The organism is Gracilibacillus salinarum (genome assembly GCF_022919575.1).
GTDB lineage: Bacteria > Bacillota > Bacilli > Bacillales > Amphibacillaceae > Gracilibacillus > Gracilibacillus salinarum.
This window is the reverse complement of the sequence record NZ_CP095071.1, coordinates 3266338-3284280: the sequence shown is the minus strand read 5'-3', so window position 1 is coordinate 3284280 and position 17943 is coordinate 3266338. Positions and strand designations below refer to the sequence as shown.

Annotated in this window: 12 protein-coding genes; 5 read left to right on the top strand and 7 right to left on the bottom strand. The window is 40.3% G+C overall.

Annotated features, from left to right (window positions below; translation table 11 throughout):
- Window positions 1-250: 250 nt before the first annotated feature.
- From MUN87_RS22380 to MUN87_RS15365, 3 genes are all read right to left on the bottom strand, one after another.
- Window positions 251-5347, bottom strand: coding sequence for a rhamnogalacturonan lyase family protein (locus tag MUN87_RS22380; protein ID WP_305037398.1), 5097 nt, complete (start codon window positions 5345-5347; stop codon window positions 251-253).
- Between the two features lie 485 nt (window positions 5348-5832).
- On the bottom strand, window positions 5833-6795 hold the full coding sequence (gene corA / locus MUN87_RS15370) for a magnesium/cobalt transporter CorA (RefSeq protein WP_244747979.1): 963 nt from the start codon (window positions 6793-6795) through the stop codon (window positions 5833-5835).
- Between the two features lie 81 nt (window positions 6796-6876).
- Window positions 6877-7755, bottom strand: coding sequence for a YitT family protein (locus MUN87_RS15365; protein ID WP_439649630.1), 879 nt, complete (start codon window positions 7753-7755; stop codon window positions 6877-6879).
- Window positions 7756-8734: 979 nt separating this feature from the next.
- Here MUN87_RS15365 and MUN87_RS15360 point away from each other — a divergent pair.
- From MUN87_RS15360 to MUN87_RS15340, 5 genes are all read left to right on the top strand, one after another.
- Window positions 8735-9394, top strand: coding sequence for an SDR family oxidoreductase (locus MUN87_RS15360; RefSeq protein WP_244741441.1), 660 nt, complete (start codon window positions 8735-8737; stop codon window positions 9392-9394).
- A gap of 256 nt (window positions 9395-9650) precedes the next feature.
- Window positions 9651-10919 carry a right-handed parallel beta-helix repeat-containing protein gene (locus tag MUN87_RS15355; RefSeq protein WP_244741439.1) on the top strand — a complete coding sequence of 423 codons (1269 nt, stop codon included), beginning with the start codon at window positions 9651-9653 and terminating at the stop codon, window positions 10917-10919.
- Complete coding sequence (locus MUN87_RS15350) at window positions 10906-11460, top strand: nitrous oxide reductase accessory protein NosL (protein WP_244741437.1); 555 nt, start codon at window positions 10906-10908, stop codon at window positions 11458-11460. The genes MUN87_RS15355 and MUN87_RS15350 overlap by 14 nt, the downstream gene beginning before the upstream one ends.
- Before the next feature lie 988 nt (window positions 11461-12448).
- Window positions 12449-13261 (top strand): ABC transporter permease, encoded by an 813-nt coding sequence (locus MUN87_RS15345; protein ID WP_244741436.1) that lies wholly within the window; start codon window positions 12449-12451, stop codon window positions 13259-13261.
- Window positions 13258-13959 (top strand): ABC transporter ATP-binding protein, encoded by a 702-nt coding sequence (locus MUN87_RS15340; RefSeq protein WP_244741434.1) that lies wholly within the window; start codon window positions 13258-13260, stop codon window positions 13957-13959. The genes MUN87_RS15345 and MUN87_RS15340 overlap by 4 nt, the downstream gene beginning before the upstream one ends.
- A 59-nt stretch (window positions 13960-14018) precedes the next feature.
- Here the strand turns inward: MUN87_RS15340 and MUN87_RS15335 are convergent, their stop codons facing one another.
- From MUN87_RS15335 to MUN87_RS15320, 4 genes are all read right to left on the bottom strand, one after another.
- Window positions 14019-15413, bottom strand: coding sequence for a sensor histidine kinase (locus MUN87_RS15335; RefSeq protein ID WP_244741432.1), 1395 nt, complete (start codon window positions 15411-15413; stop codon window positions 14019-14021).
- 5 nt (window positions 15414-15418) lie between these two features.
- A complete protein-coding gene (locus tag MUN87_RS15330; RefSeq protein WP_244741430.1) occupies window positions 15419-16093 on the bottom strand; it encodes a response regulator transcription factor in 675 nt (224 codons plus the stop codon).
- Window positions 16086-17060 (bottom strand): YncE family protein, encoded by a 975-nt coding sequence (locus MUN87_RS15325; RefSeq protein ID WP_244741429.1) that lies wholly within the window; start codon window positions 17058-17060, stop codon window positions 16086-16088. Before MUN87_RS15325 ends, MUN87_RS15330 begins: the two co-directional genes overlap by 8 nt.
- Before the next feature lie 72 nt (window positions 17061-17132).
- Window positions 17133-17891 (bottom strand): cytochrome c oxidase assembly protein, encoded by a 759-nt coding sequence (locus MUN87_RS15320; protein WP_244741427.1) that lies wholly within the window; start codon window positions 17889-17891, stop codon window positions 17133-17135.
- Between the last annotated feature and the right edge of the window lie 52 nt (window positions 17892-17943).

Genomic DNA, 17943 nt, shown 5'->3' with positions numbered 1-17943 from the left:
TTCATGTTCTAGAAGATCGCTCCTGCCAACCACTTCGCGTCTTGCGGTGCACGGATCATATTTTCGGCGCTTTGCTATGCACATAAAACATTTCATTAGAATATAACTCTACTTCACATGATCCGTAGTATAAGCACACCTACTACATCGTCGGCGTGATTGCTTGCATTTTATGAGGATAATGATGTTCTCCCTATTCTCATAACAAACACCCTGAAGGCGCCTGGCTTTCAGGGTGTTTGTTGTGTTCTTATTGTTCGTTTTCTTTCAGATATTCGGCTAACTCCTTAAGCGTCTGCTTCTCCTCGTCGGACAGAGCTTCAGCGGGCGCTTTTTCCACCTGTTTTGTGAAATTATCCATCATGTTTCGCTGGGCTTTTGGTTGCTTTTTCGCTTCTGCTTGATCTACGAAATGAGTTAGCTTCTTAATCAGTTTATCATCATGATTATTATGTTTGATCAACATTTCGATCAATTCTTTTAAGCTTTGCCAATCAAACGTTACCTTGAAAGATACTGCTTTTTCACTATGATTCCCTGCTTCATCGGTTGCACTTGCTTTTAGTTCGTGCTTACCAAACCACAGCTCAAAGCCATACACTTCCTGCTTATCTGAGTCGATGCCTGTGTCACAGTTTTTCTCTGCTACTCCAGATAGGGCATCTGTGAACTCACATGTTAACGGAATCTTATCAATCAAGGTGAATTTCTGACCATCTTCAATTGATAAGGCGATATCTGGAGCTGTTTGATCGAGGTTCACTTCAACCTGATTCGCTTTTTCTTTATTGCCCGCTTCATCTTCACTCCAATAGGATACCGTGTACTTACCATCTTCTGAAATGGTAAACTCGTTACCCTGCACCGGCTCTTGATCATTAATTTGATAGTAAGTAGAAGCATTCGATTCATCTACTACACTGAACTGTCCGGATACAGGCTCTACATACCAGCCATTTTTCGTTTCCTGCCCAATATCTACTGACGTAATTGGAGCATTTCCGTCCGGTTTATCTACCTCTACCGGTGAAATAGCGGGCTGCGCTGGAATTTCCATTCCTTCACCAATATAGAAGCTTGGATGTGGCGGCTGGTTGTAACCAACGTTTTGCCATGCTACCGCTGTACGATATTGCGCATCATGCATTAAAGTAAAGATTCGCTTATCTGTTTCCTGATCGGTGAAATAAACTCGAAGCGCTGAACTGTCTTCCGTCCGCCAGATTGCCTCCTCGCGCCAATCACCAAATATATCCGCTTGAAGTGCTGGTGTACCTTTCGTATAGTTATTGGATAATGTACCTTCTGCTCGCAACAGAACGTCAGACTCTTCTGTCTCGTAATTCCATTTCGAAATGACACCGACACCCTTTTCAGCGTCTTGATCCCAATCATGATTCAACAACTCACGTTGAACATCACCATCCCACCAGATCGCAAAATTAGCACTTGGGATATTGGTTGAGATTTTTTCACCTGTTGCTTTATGAAGACCACCAGTCGGGCTGTTCCATGCACCATCTACTGCCCAAGCTTCCGCACCTTCATATCTTGGATCAATATCGGCAACAAGACCACGTCCTGTATCAAGGCCGGTATGTTCTCCCCAAATCACTTCACCTGTTTCGGCGTCACGCATATCATATCCGTATTCAGCATCTGTATGTTCTTGAGGAGTAAAGATTTCCAACCCATCACGATCCGGAATATAATCACCTACGTGCAGCGCATCTCCGTGGCCAAGTCCGGTATTGTATAATCCTGTACCATCATCATCAATTGTAATCTGACCATATACCACTTCTTGTTTTTGATCACCATCCACATCAGCAGTACTTAAAGAATGATAACCTTGTCCTTCCCAATCACTGTAGCCTTCATCATTGGTATCAAAGCGCCAGCGTTTTTCCAATTTGCCATCAGAGAAGTCATAGGCTACGACTACAGAGCGTGTATAATAACCTCTCGCCATAACTAGGCTTGGGTTTTCCCCGTCTAAGTAGGCAACTCCTGCTAAGAAACGATCTACGCGGTTACCATAACCGTCGCCCCATGAATCAACATTACCACGAGGTGGATCATAATCAACCGTATCAATGGCAGCACCTGTCTCTCCATCAAATACAGTCAGGAATTCATCTCCTTGTAAAATGTAGCCGCTGGAATTACGATGGTCTTTTGAGCCATCACCAATGACAGTTCCTTGACCATCAACTGTTCCGTCAGCTGTCTTCATCGCTACTTCTGACTTGCCATCTCCATCAAAATCATACACGATAAACTGTGTATAATGGGCACCGGCACGAATATTGATACCTAAATCAATTCTCCAAAGTCTTGTGCCATCTAACTCATATGCGTCCAGATAGACATTTCCTGTATAACCGGTTTGCGAGTTATCATGACTATTGGATGGATCCCATTTAACAATATACTCATACTCGCCGTCTCCATCCACATCACCTACACTTGCGTCATTCGCACTGTAAGTATAAGGATCACCAAGTGGCGTTTCACCAGCTGCAGGCTTATTTAACGGAATATTGAGATGGTTTTCTTCTAACGCTGTTGTTGTTGCTCTATCACCATATAGTTCTCCATCTTTAACAGGGTGAATTTGATAGGTATCACCAGGCTTTCCTTCACTATCCACATAATTTGTCCGGTCGGTGATCGGCTCTTCCGTTATTTGTTCACCGTTACGGTATACGTGAAATCCAAGGTCAGTTGGATCTGTTCCTAAATACCTCCAGCTTACGAGAATACCTTCTTCATTTGGTACAGCAATTGCTGCTCTCGTCAGATCTTCCATTTGTTTTGAAAGAACGGTGTCAGACGGTGATTCCGTCGTATTAGAAGCTTCTGACAGCCCTCCTCCATTTACTGCTTTGACCTGGTAATAATAAGGAACCGTTGTTAACACATCTTCATCTGTAAAGGATGTGCTCTCTGAAGTACCGATTAATTGATACTCCCCATCTTCCTTGTCTGCGCGGTATATATTATAGGAAATAGCACTTTCCACACTATCCCACGCTAACGTCACTTCTCGCTTATCATAATCATGAACAGAAAGGTTTGCAGGCGCAGTTGGAACATCTACCGATTCATCAACCATCGTTACCGATAGGGTTTCAGATTCAACGGTTTCCGTACCAAGTGCATTTACCGTTGTCACATAGTACTCATAGGTAATACCAGGCTTAGTTGTATCATCCGTATACGAAGCTTCCTTCGTCGTTCCAATTTTTTCAGCTTTAGCAGCACCTTCCGTTTTACGATAAACATTATAGTGATCTGCTCCGGCTGCTTCTGCCCATCCAATCGTAGCAGAAACATTATCACTTTCTACTGATTTATCCAAAACTTCCAAATCGTATGGAGCAAGTAGAATAGGAGTGATTTCCAATCCGTTGGCAATACCGGTTTGTCCTCCAAAATGGAAATTCATGTTACCATCTTTGACTGGCACTTCCGGTACCACCTTGTCTGTCGAGCTTTGTTTGCCCGCAGAAATGGTCCCATATCCTACATCCTCAATTGATAAGTCTGTTCGTGCAGATCCTAAGAAATCACCCACATATACTTTGACTGAGTACAGACCATTCGGAAGATCCACTTGAAAATCCCAGCCAGTGTTAAAATAACCAATCCAGTCACGTAACAGATCATCGCCACCACGATCTCTCGTTATGACACCTTCATTACTTAATAGCCCATACCCTGTTTCTTCTGAATAAACGGTATCAGTCGTCACAGAGGTATAGCCTTCTTTGGTAGGAGAACCAGATTGTTCAAAATCATATTTGTATGTTGCTTCTTTTGTCGTAATAGTCACCGTATCAGATGCTTCCGATTCACCTTTCGCGTTGACTGCTTTGATTACGATATTGTATGTTTCGCCCTCTTTCAGTCCAGATAAGTTGGTTTGGGATACCGTTGAACTGCCAACAAGCTGATAGTCTTCTTCCGATTCTTTCTTTTGATAGATTCGATAGATATCCGCTTCTTCCACATCATCCCATGACAATACAGCTCCTGCATTACTGACATTGGATACTTGGATATTCTCTGGTTTCGCAGGAACATTTTCAGGTGGTTCGATATTTTTTACATAAGATGCTAACGCTGTATCTAATGATTCGATTCCTTCAGATAAGAGTCTTGCAACTTGTATCGCTCCATATTCCTGGAAGTGTGTATTATCTTCAACACCATTCGGAAATGCGTCATAAATACCTGGATCTGCATGAAGGAATATTGCCTTCGTACCTTCTGGACCAACTTCATTGAAATACGTTCTGCTTCGTTGATTCAGATCCACCAGCAATACATCCAGATCTTCTGCTACTTCTTCCATCCCTTCCTTATATTCTGGGAAACTAACATTAAACTCACCAGTTTCAGGGTCATAATCCCGTCTATTAACCGGAGTCACCAAGATCGGTATCGCACCACGTTGACGAACACCTTCCACATAATCTTCTAAATATCCTTTATATTCTTCCACCGTCGTATATCGTTCAGGACGGCTGATGGTGGCATCATTATGACCGAACTGTATCAATAAATAATCCTTTGGTTTAATCTCTCGCAATATCGTGTCATAGCGCCCTTCGGTAATAAACGTTTTCGAGCTTCGTCCACCAATTGAATGATTAGCTACGGTAATGTCATCCGTAAAAAATCGATCAAGCATTTGTCCCCAGCCAGCTTGCGGTTTCCAGTATGGATCATACGTCTGAGCCGTAGAATCACTGGCTACATAAACGGTCGGGTTCTCACTTGCCGATCTTTCCGAAAGTTTACGAATCACTAATCCGTTAATTTTCGGAGTTTCTCCTGTTAAGGCGACAGATAATTTGCCATCAATAAGTGCAATTTCAAATGTTCTCTCCATGTACTCCGAACTGTTTACTGTCGTATTTTGCACCTTCTGAATCGATTCCACTTTCACACCTATATTTGATTCTGCTGCGGAATCGCCCGCAATCACGGTAACTTCATAATCACCCGGTTCGAGATCAACCTCAAATGCCGTATCACTGTATGTAACACCTGTCGATTGCACCGTATCCTCTGCATCTGTAGTAAAACTACTAACATTTGCAGTATCCAAGAAACCATATCCTGCTTCCTCTGAATAGTTCGTTTGATCGGATATACCGATGTAACCGTCAGCAGCCTCGTTTTCCTCTTTACCAAAATCAAATTGCATCACTTCCGCATCCGTTTCTTCTGCAGCATGAACGGTTGATGTACGATTGCTGAATGAAGATGTCGGAAATACAATCATCATACACAAAACAATAAGTATTGCTTTCTTACACTTTCTAAACGCTTTCATAAGTCAGCTCCTCATCTACTAGAATGCATGACTGCTCTGGATGTATGCAAAAACGTATACTCCCTCCTTTTTTGTCTATCAATAACAGTAATCGCTTTCATAGAAGTAATGGTAACAGTTTCCTTTTTAAAGAACAATAGGAATTTATTCACTATTTCAGCTGAGATATTTGCTGAATTTCAGGATTTTTGCAACCTATGTACTAATTCAGATACATTCCCTACAAAAGTACCAATCCCATATACTGCTAACTAAAGCAGGATTAAACTATCTATATTACGGATTATCTATAGTGGGCCGTATTACGTTGTATTAAGTTTGATATATTTAGTTGCTCACAATAAAGAAGCGCTGCAGCATTGCCGCAACGCTTTAGTCTCTTTATCACGATGCTAACCGTCTGTAAGACTCCCACTTCAAGCTTTGAGTATCACAAAGGAGCTAAGTGGGAGTAAACAGACACTAACACCCTGATAAGTCTCTCTTTATTTAAACCAACCTTTTTTCCAAAACCAAATGATCATTCCTACGCCCACTACCAGCATAACTGCTAATGAAATAAAATAGCCGTATCGCATATGCAGTTCGGGCATATATTGAAAATTCATGCCATAAATACCTGCAATGAAGGTTAGCGGTACAAAAACGGATGTGATAATGGTTAAAAGCTTCATAACATTATTTGTTTGCAATGAGTTCATAGACATGTAACTGTCACGTATATCTACGGTTATTTCTCTATTTGACATCACCATCTCAGATAATTTCAAAAGGTGGTCGTAAATATCCGAATAGTACTCCCTTTTTTCACGAATACCATCTAAATGTTGTGAATTAAGCATCCGATATAGTAAATCTCTCATCGGGTGAATAACATGCCGAAGTGTCAATAGTTGATAGCGTGTATCAAATAACTCCGTCATTAATTGATTCATTGATTTATTATGAGTGTTTTCCTCAATTCTGTCCAAATTGTCCTCAATCTCATATAAATAGGGAAAATAATTATCGACAATCTTGTCCAATACTTGATAAAAAACAAAATAAGCATCCCATTGTTCTACCTTTACCTTTCCGAGCGCTAACCTTTCACGTACATAGGATACTTCTTTAGAGGGCTGACGGTGAAAACTTACGACGAAATGCTCGCCGACAAAAAAGTTAATTTCCTCTTTTATTAGTTCCTCTTCATCCTTGTCTTCTTTGACAAAATGAGTGACATAAAAAGTATGATCATCATAGTAATCGAGCTTTGGCCGCTGCAGACGTTGAATACAATCCTCTATCGCTAATGGATGAAAATGAAACGTCTTGGACAAATGCTGTATTTCTTCATCTGTCGGTGTATCAAAATCAACCCAAAACCATTTGTATCCTTCTAAATTTGCATCAAGCGCAATATTTGTCTCGATCTGGTTATCATGGGTAATACCAAATGTATGTATCATCATAGACCTCCACTTCATGCTGACAATATGCTTCTATTCTTTCTATACCCTCAAACTGTATATTTTAAAAATAGGTGTCTATTAATGAATATCTCTTTTCTTAAAGTTTCCACCTTTCACCTCTGAAACGTCATAAATTGCTACAAATGCACCCGGGTCAATTTCATTAATAATTTCCTTCAACTTGCTTTCTTCTAAACGGTTAATAATACAGGTAATTTCTTTGAACTTCTCATTGGAATAACCACCCATTGCCAATGTATACGTAGCACCGCGTCCTAATCGGTCACGTATCGTTTCTACAACCAATTCCGGTTTGGAAGAAATAATGGTAAATGTTTTAGAACCGCTCAGACCTTCTTCGACGATATGGATCACTTTAGACGCAATGTAATAAGCAATGGCTGATAAAATAGCGCCCTGCAGTCCAAATACGGTGGAAACGATAATAAAGACAAATAAATTCAAAAATAAAATTAAATCACTCGTTCCAAACGGAAGCTTTCTTGATAGCAGTACAGCTAACATATCAATACCATCAAGCGCACCACCATTACGGAGAGCAAGCCCCATTCCAAATCCAAGGATCACGCCACCAACTACTGTAATTAACAACGTATCCCCTTCTATTATCGGTGAAATGTGGTGCATAAGACTTGTCCCAATGGAAAGTGATACAATTCCGATTACAGAATAGATCGCAAAACTCTTTCCAATTTGCTTATAACCTAAATAAATAAAAGGAATATTCAATACTGCAATAAATACACCTAACGGCCAGGCAAATACCTGCGAGCCAACAATACTTATTCCGGTAATACCCCCGTCTGACACATTATTTGGAATTAGTACCGATTCCAAACCATACGCTGCTATAAATCCTCCAAGTATGATAAGAATGGCCCTGGCAACCATCCGAAGCTTACTGCGCCTTTTCTTTGATAAAGTTGTCATGTTCATTTCCTTTCTTTGGACAGAATAACTGTTTGATGAGAAAAGCCGGGCATAACCCGCCCGGTCCTATTTGATTTAAATTTTATATAACTACCTATAATATGGATTATGTCATCTAGCCGCTTTATGCTTAGTGGTAATTTTGAAATGATTCATGTGCTGGGATACCGCTCCGTCCAACCACTCCGCGTCCTGCGGGGCACGGCTGAAGCTAACTTTGTGAAGAAGAGCACTTCACAAAGTGGATCTTCAGCACCTGCACAATCCCGCGGGAGTCTACGTGGTTGGCCTACGCTAGGATGTGGACTCTACAACTTTTGTAAGAGATAGCATATTGATCACTGTATATATAACAGGGATGGAGTGAATAACATAAGCCTAGAACCACTGCTTTTAGCTGTTTCAAATGTTGTAGAACTTCCATTAAGCGTAGGAAATAGGCGGAGACTCCCGTGGAATCAGCGCGAGCTGAAGATCCACTTGGTCTGTGCCTGTGTCTGCAAGTATCGCTTCGAAGTGAGCTTCCTCGGCACAAGGCAGCAAAGATGCTGTTCAAGTAGTAGCCTAGCTGAATCCGTGCCCACAGGACGCGGAGCCTATTTCCGGAGCTTTGCTAAGCAGATAAAAGATATCAAAATGACCACAATGTAAGACATTACACTTCACATAATCCTTATTACAAAAATCAAGTCCTTTTGTTCCATGTACCATTCTCTTTTAAAAAATCTACCTTTCATTTTAGCATAAATATTTGGTTAACCACATGTAAGAGACTAAGGAAACTGGAAAACGATGCATTAGTTTTTTACCTAATAGTAAGCACAAAACTTTTCTTCGATTAAGAATACCCTATCAACTATCAATATATACAATTTCGCTTATTGAATGTATGAGAAGCACCCTTCCCCTGTTGCAAATCAATTAGTAGCCACGATCGCTGACTATCTGTTAGCCTAATATAGAAAAGAACATGCAGAAGGAAAGGATGATTCAGGTGAAAGTATTAGTAGTCGGAGCAAACGGACAAATCGGAAAACATCTCGTTACACGTATTCAAAACGAAGAGAATCTTGAAGCACGTGCGATGATCCGCGATCAAAATCAAGCAGGCGACTTTGAAGCATTAGGTGCTGAAGTAGCTGTCGTTGATCTGGAAGATGATATCGAGGCAATTGCCAAAGCGGCAGAAGGAACAGATGCTGTTGTATTCACTGCAGGTTCTGGCCCTCATACAGGTAAAGACAAAACGATAATGATTGACTTAGATGGTGCGGTCAAAACGATCGAAGCAGCGAAAAAGGCAAATGTTCAACGCTTCATCATGATCAGCTCCTTCGATACAAGCCGCGAAGCGATTCAGGCTGCACCAGAAGGATTTGCACCATATGTCGCAGCTAAACACTATGCAGATCAATGGCTGCTGTCAACCAAGCTTGACTATACCATCATCCATCCAGGCAAACTAACCAATGATGCAGGAACAAATCAAGTAACACTAGCAGAGAAAGTAGAACGAAATGAAGTACCTAGAGAAGACATTGCAGCTACGATCGTTGCATCGTTAAACACCCCATCAACTGTTGGAAAAAGATTTCAAGTTGTTAAAGGAAATACAGATATAGCTGATGCAGTGAAATCTATATAATCGAAAGAAAAGCTTTCAACTTCAAGATTGAAAGCTTTTCTTTTTTATAGGTATATATCCCTCTCCCATTGACCATGATTTTTAACAAAACACTTATCACTTCCCATATAAATTCAATTAAATAACACAAAGACTTCATCCTTATTTCACAAATTTATTGTATGCTCATATGGAAATAAGCTGTTAGGAGGGATGGTACATAATAACGAATGCAAATAGGTTTATAAAAGTAGTTGCTTTCATTTTTCTCAGCCTAATGGTATTCACTTCAACCGTCAAAGCCGATGAAAAGATCCAATCCATCATAGACGATACACCTGCAAATGGCATTGTAGAACTGCTGGATCATACATACGAAGCAGAAATAGTGATCACTAAACCTGTAACCATTATTGGAAGTGATTACACGGTTATCAGTTCCTGTTCCGACCAGCCTGTCATAACAGTAAAGAGTAATGATGTTCGTTTAGAAAATGTCCAAGTGAAACGTTGCGATTCCGAAAAACCCGAAGACGCCCTAGACGAAAACCCTTCTATCTCGTTAACAGGCACACATATTGAACTATCTAATGTTGATGTGAAAGGTTCCGGTATAGGTATTCAATTAGACAATGTCTCACAATCCAGGATAAGTGGTGGAAGTGTTCATTCAAATGGTGCAGGGAACGGCATTGATATTTGGGAGTCAACAGACAACATCATCGAAAACGTACAAATAACCGACACGCTGGATGGCATCTATCTCGAACGTGGAAGTAATAACGCACTCATCGGTAATGATATTCAGCATGCCAGATACGGGATGCACTTAATGTACTCTGATAACGTATTAATGGAAGACAATCAATCCCACCACAACTTTACCGGTGCGATGATTATGGAATCAGATCGAGTGAAAGTGTTCAACAATACCTTCTACGCAAATAATTCCAATGTGAACTCCCAAGGGCTGTTATTATTTGCTGCGCCTGAGACGGAGGTAATCAATAATACGATAGACGGCAATCGTGTTGGGATTTTTATTGAGGATGCATACGAGAACAGTCTCCGCAACAACCACGTAACCGGTAACTTTACAGGCGTACAATTTCAAAACACTGAAAACAACGAGGTTCGGAACAATAGCTTTATCGGTAATGTCAATGACGTGCAAGCCGTGGGCGGTACAAGCAATCAAGTGACGGGGAACTATTGGGATGGCTCACTTAAGCTTGAGGACGGTAGTTCTGGTGTCAGTCTGTTCCCATTCCAAGCCGAGCCGCTGTACTTACTATTAACTGAAGATGTTTCTGCCTATCAATTATTTTTTGATTCACCGAGTATGAAAGTAATCAAGGCAATGTTTAACGTACCTAGTGATTCTGTTATGGAGGATACACTTCCACTAGTGCATGCACCGGCATCATTGAAGACTGACGAACCTACTATTCTGTCTACCTTATTAACATTACTAACCGGATTATGTTTGACGTTTTTAGGACTAAATTTATTTAAATACAGGAGGATTAAAAATGAAATCCATTAAATTTCTAGGAGTGTTATTGTGCAGTTTGTTTATTTTAGCTGCCTGCGGTAACGATGAAGTACAACCGGTGGATATCGATGAATCAACAGACACATGTGTCGTTTGTAATATGCAAGTCATGAACAGTCAGTTCGCGACAGAGGTAGTAATGGATGACGATAAAGTCCAAAAATTTGACGATATTGGCTGTATGTATGAATGGTTACATGAAAATGGTGGTGAAGGAGTAGCAGCGCAGTTCGTCAGAGATTACAACACAAAAGATTGGGTGGAAGGAGATCAGGCCACATATGTATATAACCAATCTGTCAAAACACCGATGAGCTATAATGTTATTTCCTTCACAGAGAAAGAGGATGCCGAACAATTTGTAGAAGAAAATGACGGTGAGTTATTAACTTACGATCAATTACAAGACCACAAGTGGGAAATGAGCGGTGATATGAAAGAACACAATCACAGTCATGGTGAAGAAGAAACGACTAATGGTGATGAGATGGACATGGAAGATATGGAAATGGACGAAAGTCATTCGCATTAATTCGAACAAAGGCGCAAGCGCCCGTTTAGAGACGTAGCGAGTGGAGCGAATCAACTGAGATAAAGGAATCACGGTGAGCTTGTGAATCGATGATGACTTATCGTAGGGCGATTTCGCGAAGTCGCCTAGTCTCTGGGCGCTGGAGCCGGACGTGGCCGTTTCTGTCAGCGAACATCATATAGCCCAAAATTTATACTTTCTTGACTTCTAAGAAAAACCGGGCATAAACCACCCGATCCTAATTGAATAAGTTATATACAACTACCTATAATATGGATTATGTTAACAAAGGATTTATTGCAAAATAGTCATTTTGATATAGATTATCTGCTTAGCAAAGCTCCGGAAATAGGCTCCGCGTCCTGTGGGGCACGGCTTCAGCTAGGCTACTACTAGAATTACTTCATTGCTGCCTTGTGCCGAGGAAGCCCACTTCGAAGCGTTGCTTGCAGACACAGGCACAGACCAAGTGGATCTTCAGCTCGCGCTGATCCCACGGGAGTCTCCGCCTATTTCCTACGCTTGAGGGAAGTGCTACAACGTATGGAACAGCTAAAAGCAGTGGTTCTGGGTATTATGTTATTCATTCAATTCCTGTTATGTATACATTGATCAATATGCTACCTCTTACAAAAGTTGTACAGTCCCTATTCTAGCGTAGGCCAACCACGGAGACTCCCGCGGGACATGCAGGTGCTGGAGATCCACTTTGTGAAGTGCCCTCCTTCACAAAGTTAGCTCCAGCCGTGCCCCGCAGGACGCGGAGTGGTTGGACGGAGCGGTATCCCAGCACATTAAATATCTCAATATGGATGCTCGGCTAGCGATGGCTAGTTTACATAATCCATATTATAAGAACCCACCTTCGTGTTCAGCATGATTATGGACTTTCTGATAATAAAAGCGCAAGTGCCCGCTTAGAAAACGTAGCGACTGGAAGGCATCAAAGTGTCTTCTTTTTCTTAACTGAACTTAAGGATGGTGAAGTATGCAAAACGCCTTTCACGCCGAATGGCGAACGACGCTGAGACAAAAATCTTCCTACATCTTCGTATGTTTATGGACCTTTGTCATTACTATTTTATTTCTATTAGAACGGGGTTTGCCTCAATTCGAGGGGTATACAAATATAGTAGGTACGATGATTAACCTAATGTTATATCTTCTACCATTGTTCATGTTGATTATTGGATCCTTAGCAATAACCAATGAAGTGGAGGGTGGACAGTGGTCTTTGCTGAGTACTTATCCCATTTCTATTTTTAAATACATATGCGGGAAGTTTGCAGGACAACTTCTTGCTCAGATCGCTATTTTCACACTTAGCTTTGGCATTAGTATTCTGTTAAGCGTTATTTTACAATTTGCGATCTCCCTAAAATGGCTGATGTTGATCTATATGTTCGCTATATTCTTAATTATTTTCTTTATTGGCATAGGTATTTTGATAGGATCATTATCGTCGACTCGCTGGCAAGCATTAATGGCTTCCGTTACAGTATGGTTTATATTCATTATGATGTGGGCAAGTCTTTTAATTGCAATCCTTCTGTTTGTACCATATAAACTGATTGCCACTATAATGACCGTTTCACTATTTTTTAATCCAGCTGAATTATTGCGTGTCTTCTTTGTTACGCAGTTCGGTGGAGGGGCAGCATTTGGAAAAGATTATGATGGATTAATTTCCTTCATACAAACACCTTTTTCCCTTCCATTGTTATTGTTTTATACAATTATTTATATATGGATCATCATGCTTGTTGCAAGCGGATGTATGAAAAGGAGGCAAATGAATTGACGATAGTAAAAGCGGATCAGCTCTCAAAAAAGTATCCATCAAAACAAGCATTGGCTCCTATCTCATTCGAAATAAGTACAGGAGAATGCCTCGTATTATGTGGAGGAAACGGCGCCGGAAAAAGCACCCTTATTCATCTGTTAGCTGCATTATCGAAACCAACTACAGGTACTGTGGTCCTTGATTCAACTATCCCTCTGAAAAATAGACAAGCTTATGTAGAACACATAGGATACATGCCTGACGAGTTTCCCAGTCAACTGGGGATGACGGTACAGGAAATGCTGGAATTCTATGCTGCTTATCGTCCTGCTGCATCGAAAGCACAAGTCTCATTCATCTTAAATAAAATCGGACTTTTCGACCAGAGAACAACATTCATTACCAGCCTATCTAAAGGAATGCGGCAACGGCTGTTATTTGGGCAAGCTTTATTAGGCGAACCCCGTCTCTTGCTGATGGATGAACCTACTAACGGACTTGATCCATATTGGATTAATGAGTTTCTTGCCATTGTCAAGGAGATGCAAGCGGCGGGAACATCGATCATTTTCTCCACACATATGATGGATGTCGCTGCTGATGCAGGAGATACCGTACTGTTTATGAAAGAAGGTAAGGTAATACAGGAATTTCAACACATTAACAACAAAAAGAAGACAACTCTGGACTTGTTACAGCTTCACCGCAACGCATAAAAGAGAATAGGAAAGTATTTTTCCAACACTAAGCCCTATTCTCTGAATGGGGCGTCTTTTTATTGAAATAAAGGGATTTCCACTAAAACTGTTGTACCTTCCCCCGGCTGTGACTCGAACTTTATATTCCCTTGATGTTTACTAACTATTTGATACACAATAGAAAGACCGATGCCAGTACCTCCATCTTTACGTGTCCTGGCACGGTTAACACGATAAAACCGCTCCATTATTTGTGGCAGTTCGTCTTCAGGTATACCAGGTCCAACGTCCTTAATCATTAATTGAGCATTCATACCATGCTTTTTTAGTATTATCTTAACAGCCTGTCCTTCTGGTGAGTAGCGAATGCTATTATCCAAAAGATTGCTGACGACCTGCTCTAAGCGGTCTGTATCTCCAAGAACCACAATATCATCCTCTAGCTCAGATACGATTTGAACACGCTTCTGATTCAAAACAATTTCGAATCGTTCCATCACATCCGCTATTAATTGCGCATACGGAAGTGGCTCTTTTTTCATTGGATACGATTCATCCTCCAATTGAGCTAAATCAAGCAGATCATTTACCAATCGGATAAGTCTGTTCACTTCGTTGTTAATTATTTGAATATACTTTTTCCTTTGCTCTGGTTCATCCGCAAGATCTTCGAACGCTTCTGCGTATCCTCTGATATAACTGAGTGGAGTCCTTAATTCATGCGACACATTTTGCAAGAATTCCCTGCGTTTTTGGTCTACCTCCTCAAGTGTTGATGCGAGCACATTAAAGGATTCCGCTAAATGACCAATTTCATCAGATTTTGTTACCTTCATTCGTTTGTAGAAGTTTCCTTGAGCCATTTCATACGAAATAGCTTCCATTTCTTTCACTGGCTGAATAATATGATTTGTCATTTTTATCCCTAAACCTAACACAACAAGCAACAAAATAGTCACCAAAGCAACTAAAATAATTCGAATCGATTGAAACGGTTCAAATATTGCGGTGAGTGGCATATACAAAAACACAGCTCCAGCCAATTTATTCTCTTCAATTAATGGCAGGGTGACAGCTAGAATATCCTGATCAAATCTGGGATGTTTTCGGATGAACACCACTTTTTCTCCATCGAGTAATTTTTGTCGCTCTTCATATGTAATGAGATTACTGTCTGAGAAGGATTCATTGGGAATACCCGCGCTTAAAAGCATGGGATCTTCTGTATAAATAATTTCTGCATCCGATGTGTTATCCGTCCACTCCACCCTTGTCCGGAATTCATCTTTATTTTCGGCCTGGTTGTAATAACTGACTAGTTGCTCACCCTGTATCATTAATGCATCTTGTTGTTCATCCACGTAGAACTTTTCATAAAGATAGTACGTCAGACCTGTTCCGATAGAGATTGTCAGTACCGATACAAGCATAATTGTGAGCCAGATTTTTTGTTTGAGCCCAAGTGCTTTCATCCATTTCATTCCTCGAATTTATAACCAACTCCCCACACTGTTTTCACATACGCTCCAGCCGAATCCAATTTTAACCGCAATGTTTTAATGTGTGTATCGACAGTCCTTAAGGTTCCCGCGCTCTCCATCCCCCATATTTTGTCCAATAATTTTTCTCTTGAAAATACAACACCTTCATTTTCCATTAACAGTGTTAACAGACGGAATTCTTTTCTCGTCAGGTTGACTGGCTGACTTGCTACCGATACTTTATGACCATTTATATCAACAACCAGTTCACCTTTTTTCATACTCATCTGTTGCTGTCTATAATTATTTGACCTTCTTAATAATGCTTCTACTCTTGCAACCAATTCTTTCGGGCTAAACGGCTTTACAATGTAATCGTCTGCCCCAATATTTAATCCGTGAACACGATTTAGTTCTTCGCTTTTTGCCGTTATCATCATAATCGGCACATTCGATACTTCACGAATTCGTTCACACACAGAAAAACCATCCAGTCCCGGCATCATAATATCCAATAATATTAAATCAAATGCATCCTGTTCCCATACTTTCAAGACCTCCTTACCATCACTTGCCGTGTGAATCTCGAAGCCTTTTTGTTCTAAATAAGAACTAAGCAACATTATCATTTGCTCTTCATCATCTACTATTAAAATTTTAATATTATCCATTATCATCACCTAACATCATCTTATATGGGCCTTCATTCATCTCAATTTGTTTGATTAATTGCAAGGTTTCCTTATCAATAATTGAAAGTGTATGATCATCAAGACTTGTCACATAAATGTGTTGTTTATCACTGGTTATTGCGTGCGGATTAGCACCAACTTCTATCGATTGTTCTACAGATCTATCCTCCACATTTATGCGATACACCCGATTCGCTCCATGGCTAAGCACATACACTTCAGATTTAGAATAATTTGCATGAAATGCTATCGGCATCAGTCCTACTTCGATGCGGTCTGCTTCTTCTCCTGTACCTGGATCATACAAATAAACCTGATCGTTGAGTATACCATCTCCACCATGTCCACCAATCCATAAGTATTCTCCATCAAAGAAAACACCATTTGGATACTTTAAAGTGGCGAACTCTTTTTCTTTTTTCATATCATCCATTTGAATGACTGATATTGTAGCACTTTCAGTATTCACCACGTATAGTAATCGGTCTTCATTATTAATTGTCATAGAAACAGGTAAGTCCCCAACTTCTACTTTTCCGAACAAGTTACCATTTTCAACATCAACGGCTGTTACCGTATTTTCTACGCGATTCGAAAAAAAGAGCAGCTTTTTATCGCTGTCGTATATTATTTCATTAACCCCTTTACCAGCCTCATACCATTGGGTTAGCTCGCCAGTCTCTGAATTCAGCTTATACAGGAAATCTTCATTCTCACTGGAAAGTATAATCGTTTCATTATTAATTTGCTCCATATCACTCACGCTAAAATCAAGTCCCGTAGAAGTCACTTTCTCATCTTCTACATGTACAAAAGACAAATCAGATTCCTGCAAATGTGCTATCCACAGCACAGGTTCACCTTGTACCGGAACCGTTATCATTTCCTTTGCACAACCAAATAGAAGACAAGAGATACAAATTAGTATTATGTATTGTAGTTTCATAGTAATCCCTTCTAGCACAGTCTTTCCTTCATTATCCTTTTTCCTTCGTAATAAAGCAAATAGAAAAATTTATTAAAATAAGTCTTTCTCACGTACTGTAAGATGTGTTGCCACCTTATGTATTCCCAGCATGACCACACCTGCCATTACCTGATCTACTTTTGTGTTTACTGGCAAATCAATCGCAGCAGATGGTAGACAGAGCTGGGCAAATAGCTGCGCATTAAGCGGATGATAGGAGTCAATGCCTGCAAATAAAGCCAGTACTATAAACATCAGACAAGCCGGCATTACGATAATATTGCTAATCAAAGCGTACCGTTTTATCTTTAATTCATTTTCCTGCCAAGATACGAAAGGTGACCACATAATGATCGCCAGCACAAAAAGTAAGATACTATAACTTTTTTGCAAGATAGAATATTGTGAAATGATCTGGAGTATGACAGGCAAATGATACATCAGAAATAATACTGAAAAAAGCACGAGAGATATAACCGACGTTTTATACCCTACCATTTTTACCCTCAAAAGCTTTTGAAACAAAATCGGAGGAATTCCTAATAGCAAAAGTGGAGGTATCACAAAATATAGAATACTCATTTGAATCATATGTGTACTAAAAGTCAAATGGGCAAATGATGTCAGTGGGCTCGCACTCGTAATTCCCAGCAACGCAATGCCAGTGGTCATAAAGAAAATTTGCTTCCGATTAACTGGCGTTTGGAACTGATAAAGAAGAAACAGATAGATCAATAAAGTCATTAATAAAGCAAAAATCAACGCCCAATTCCAAGTTAACGGCTGGAGGAATATCCATTCTAATCCCATTTGCTTATCGCCTCATTCCTCTGTATTTTCTCATTTTATATACGTATTCAAC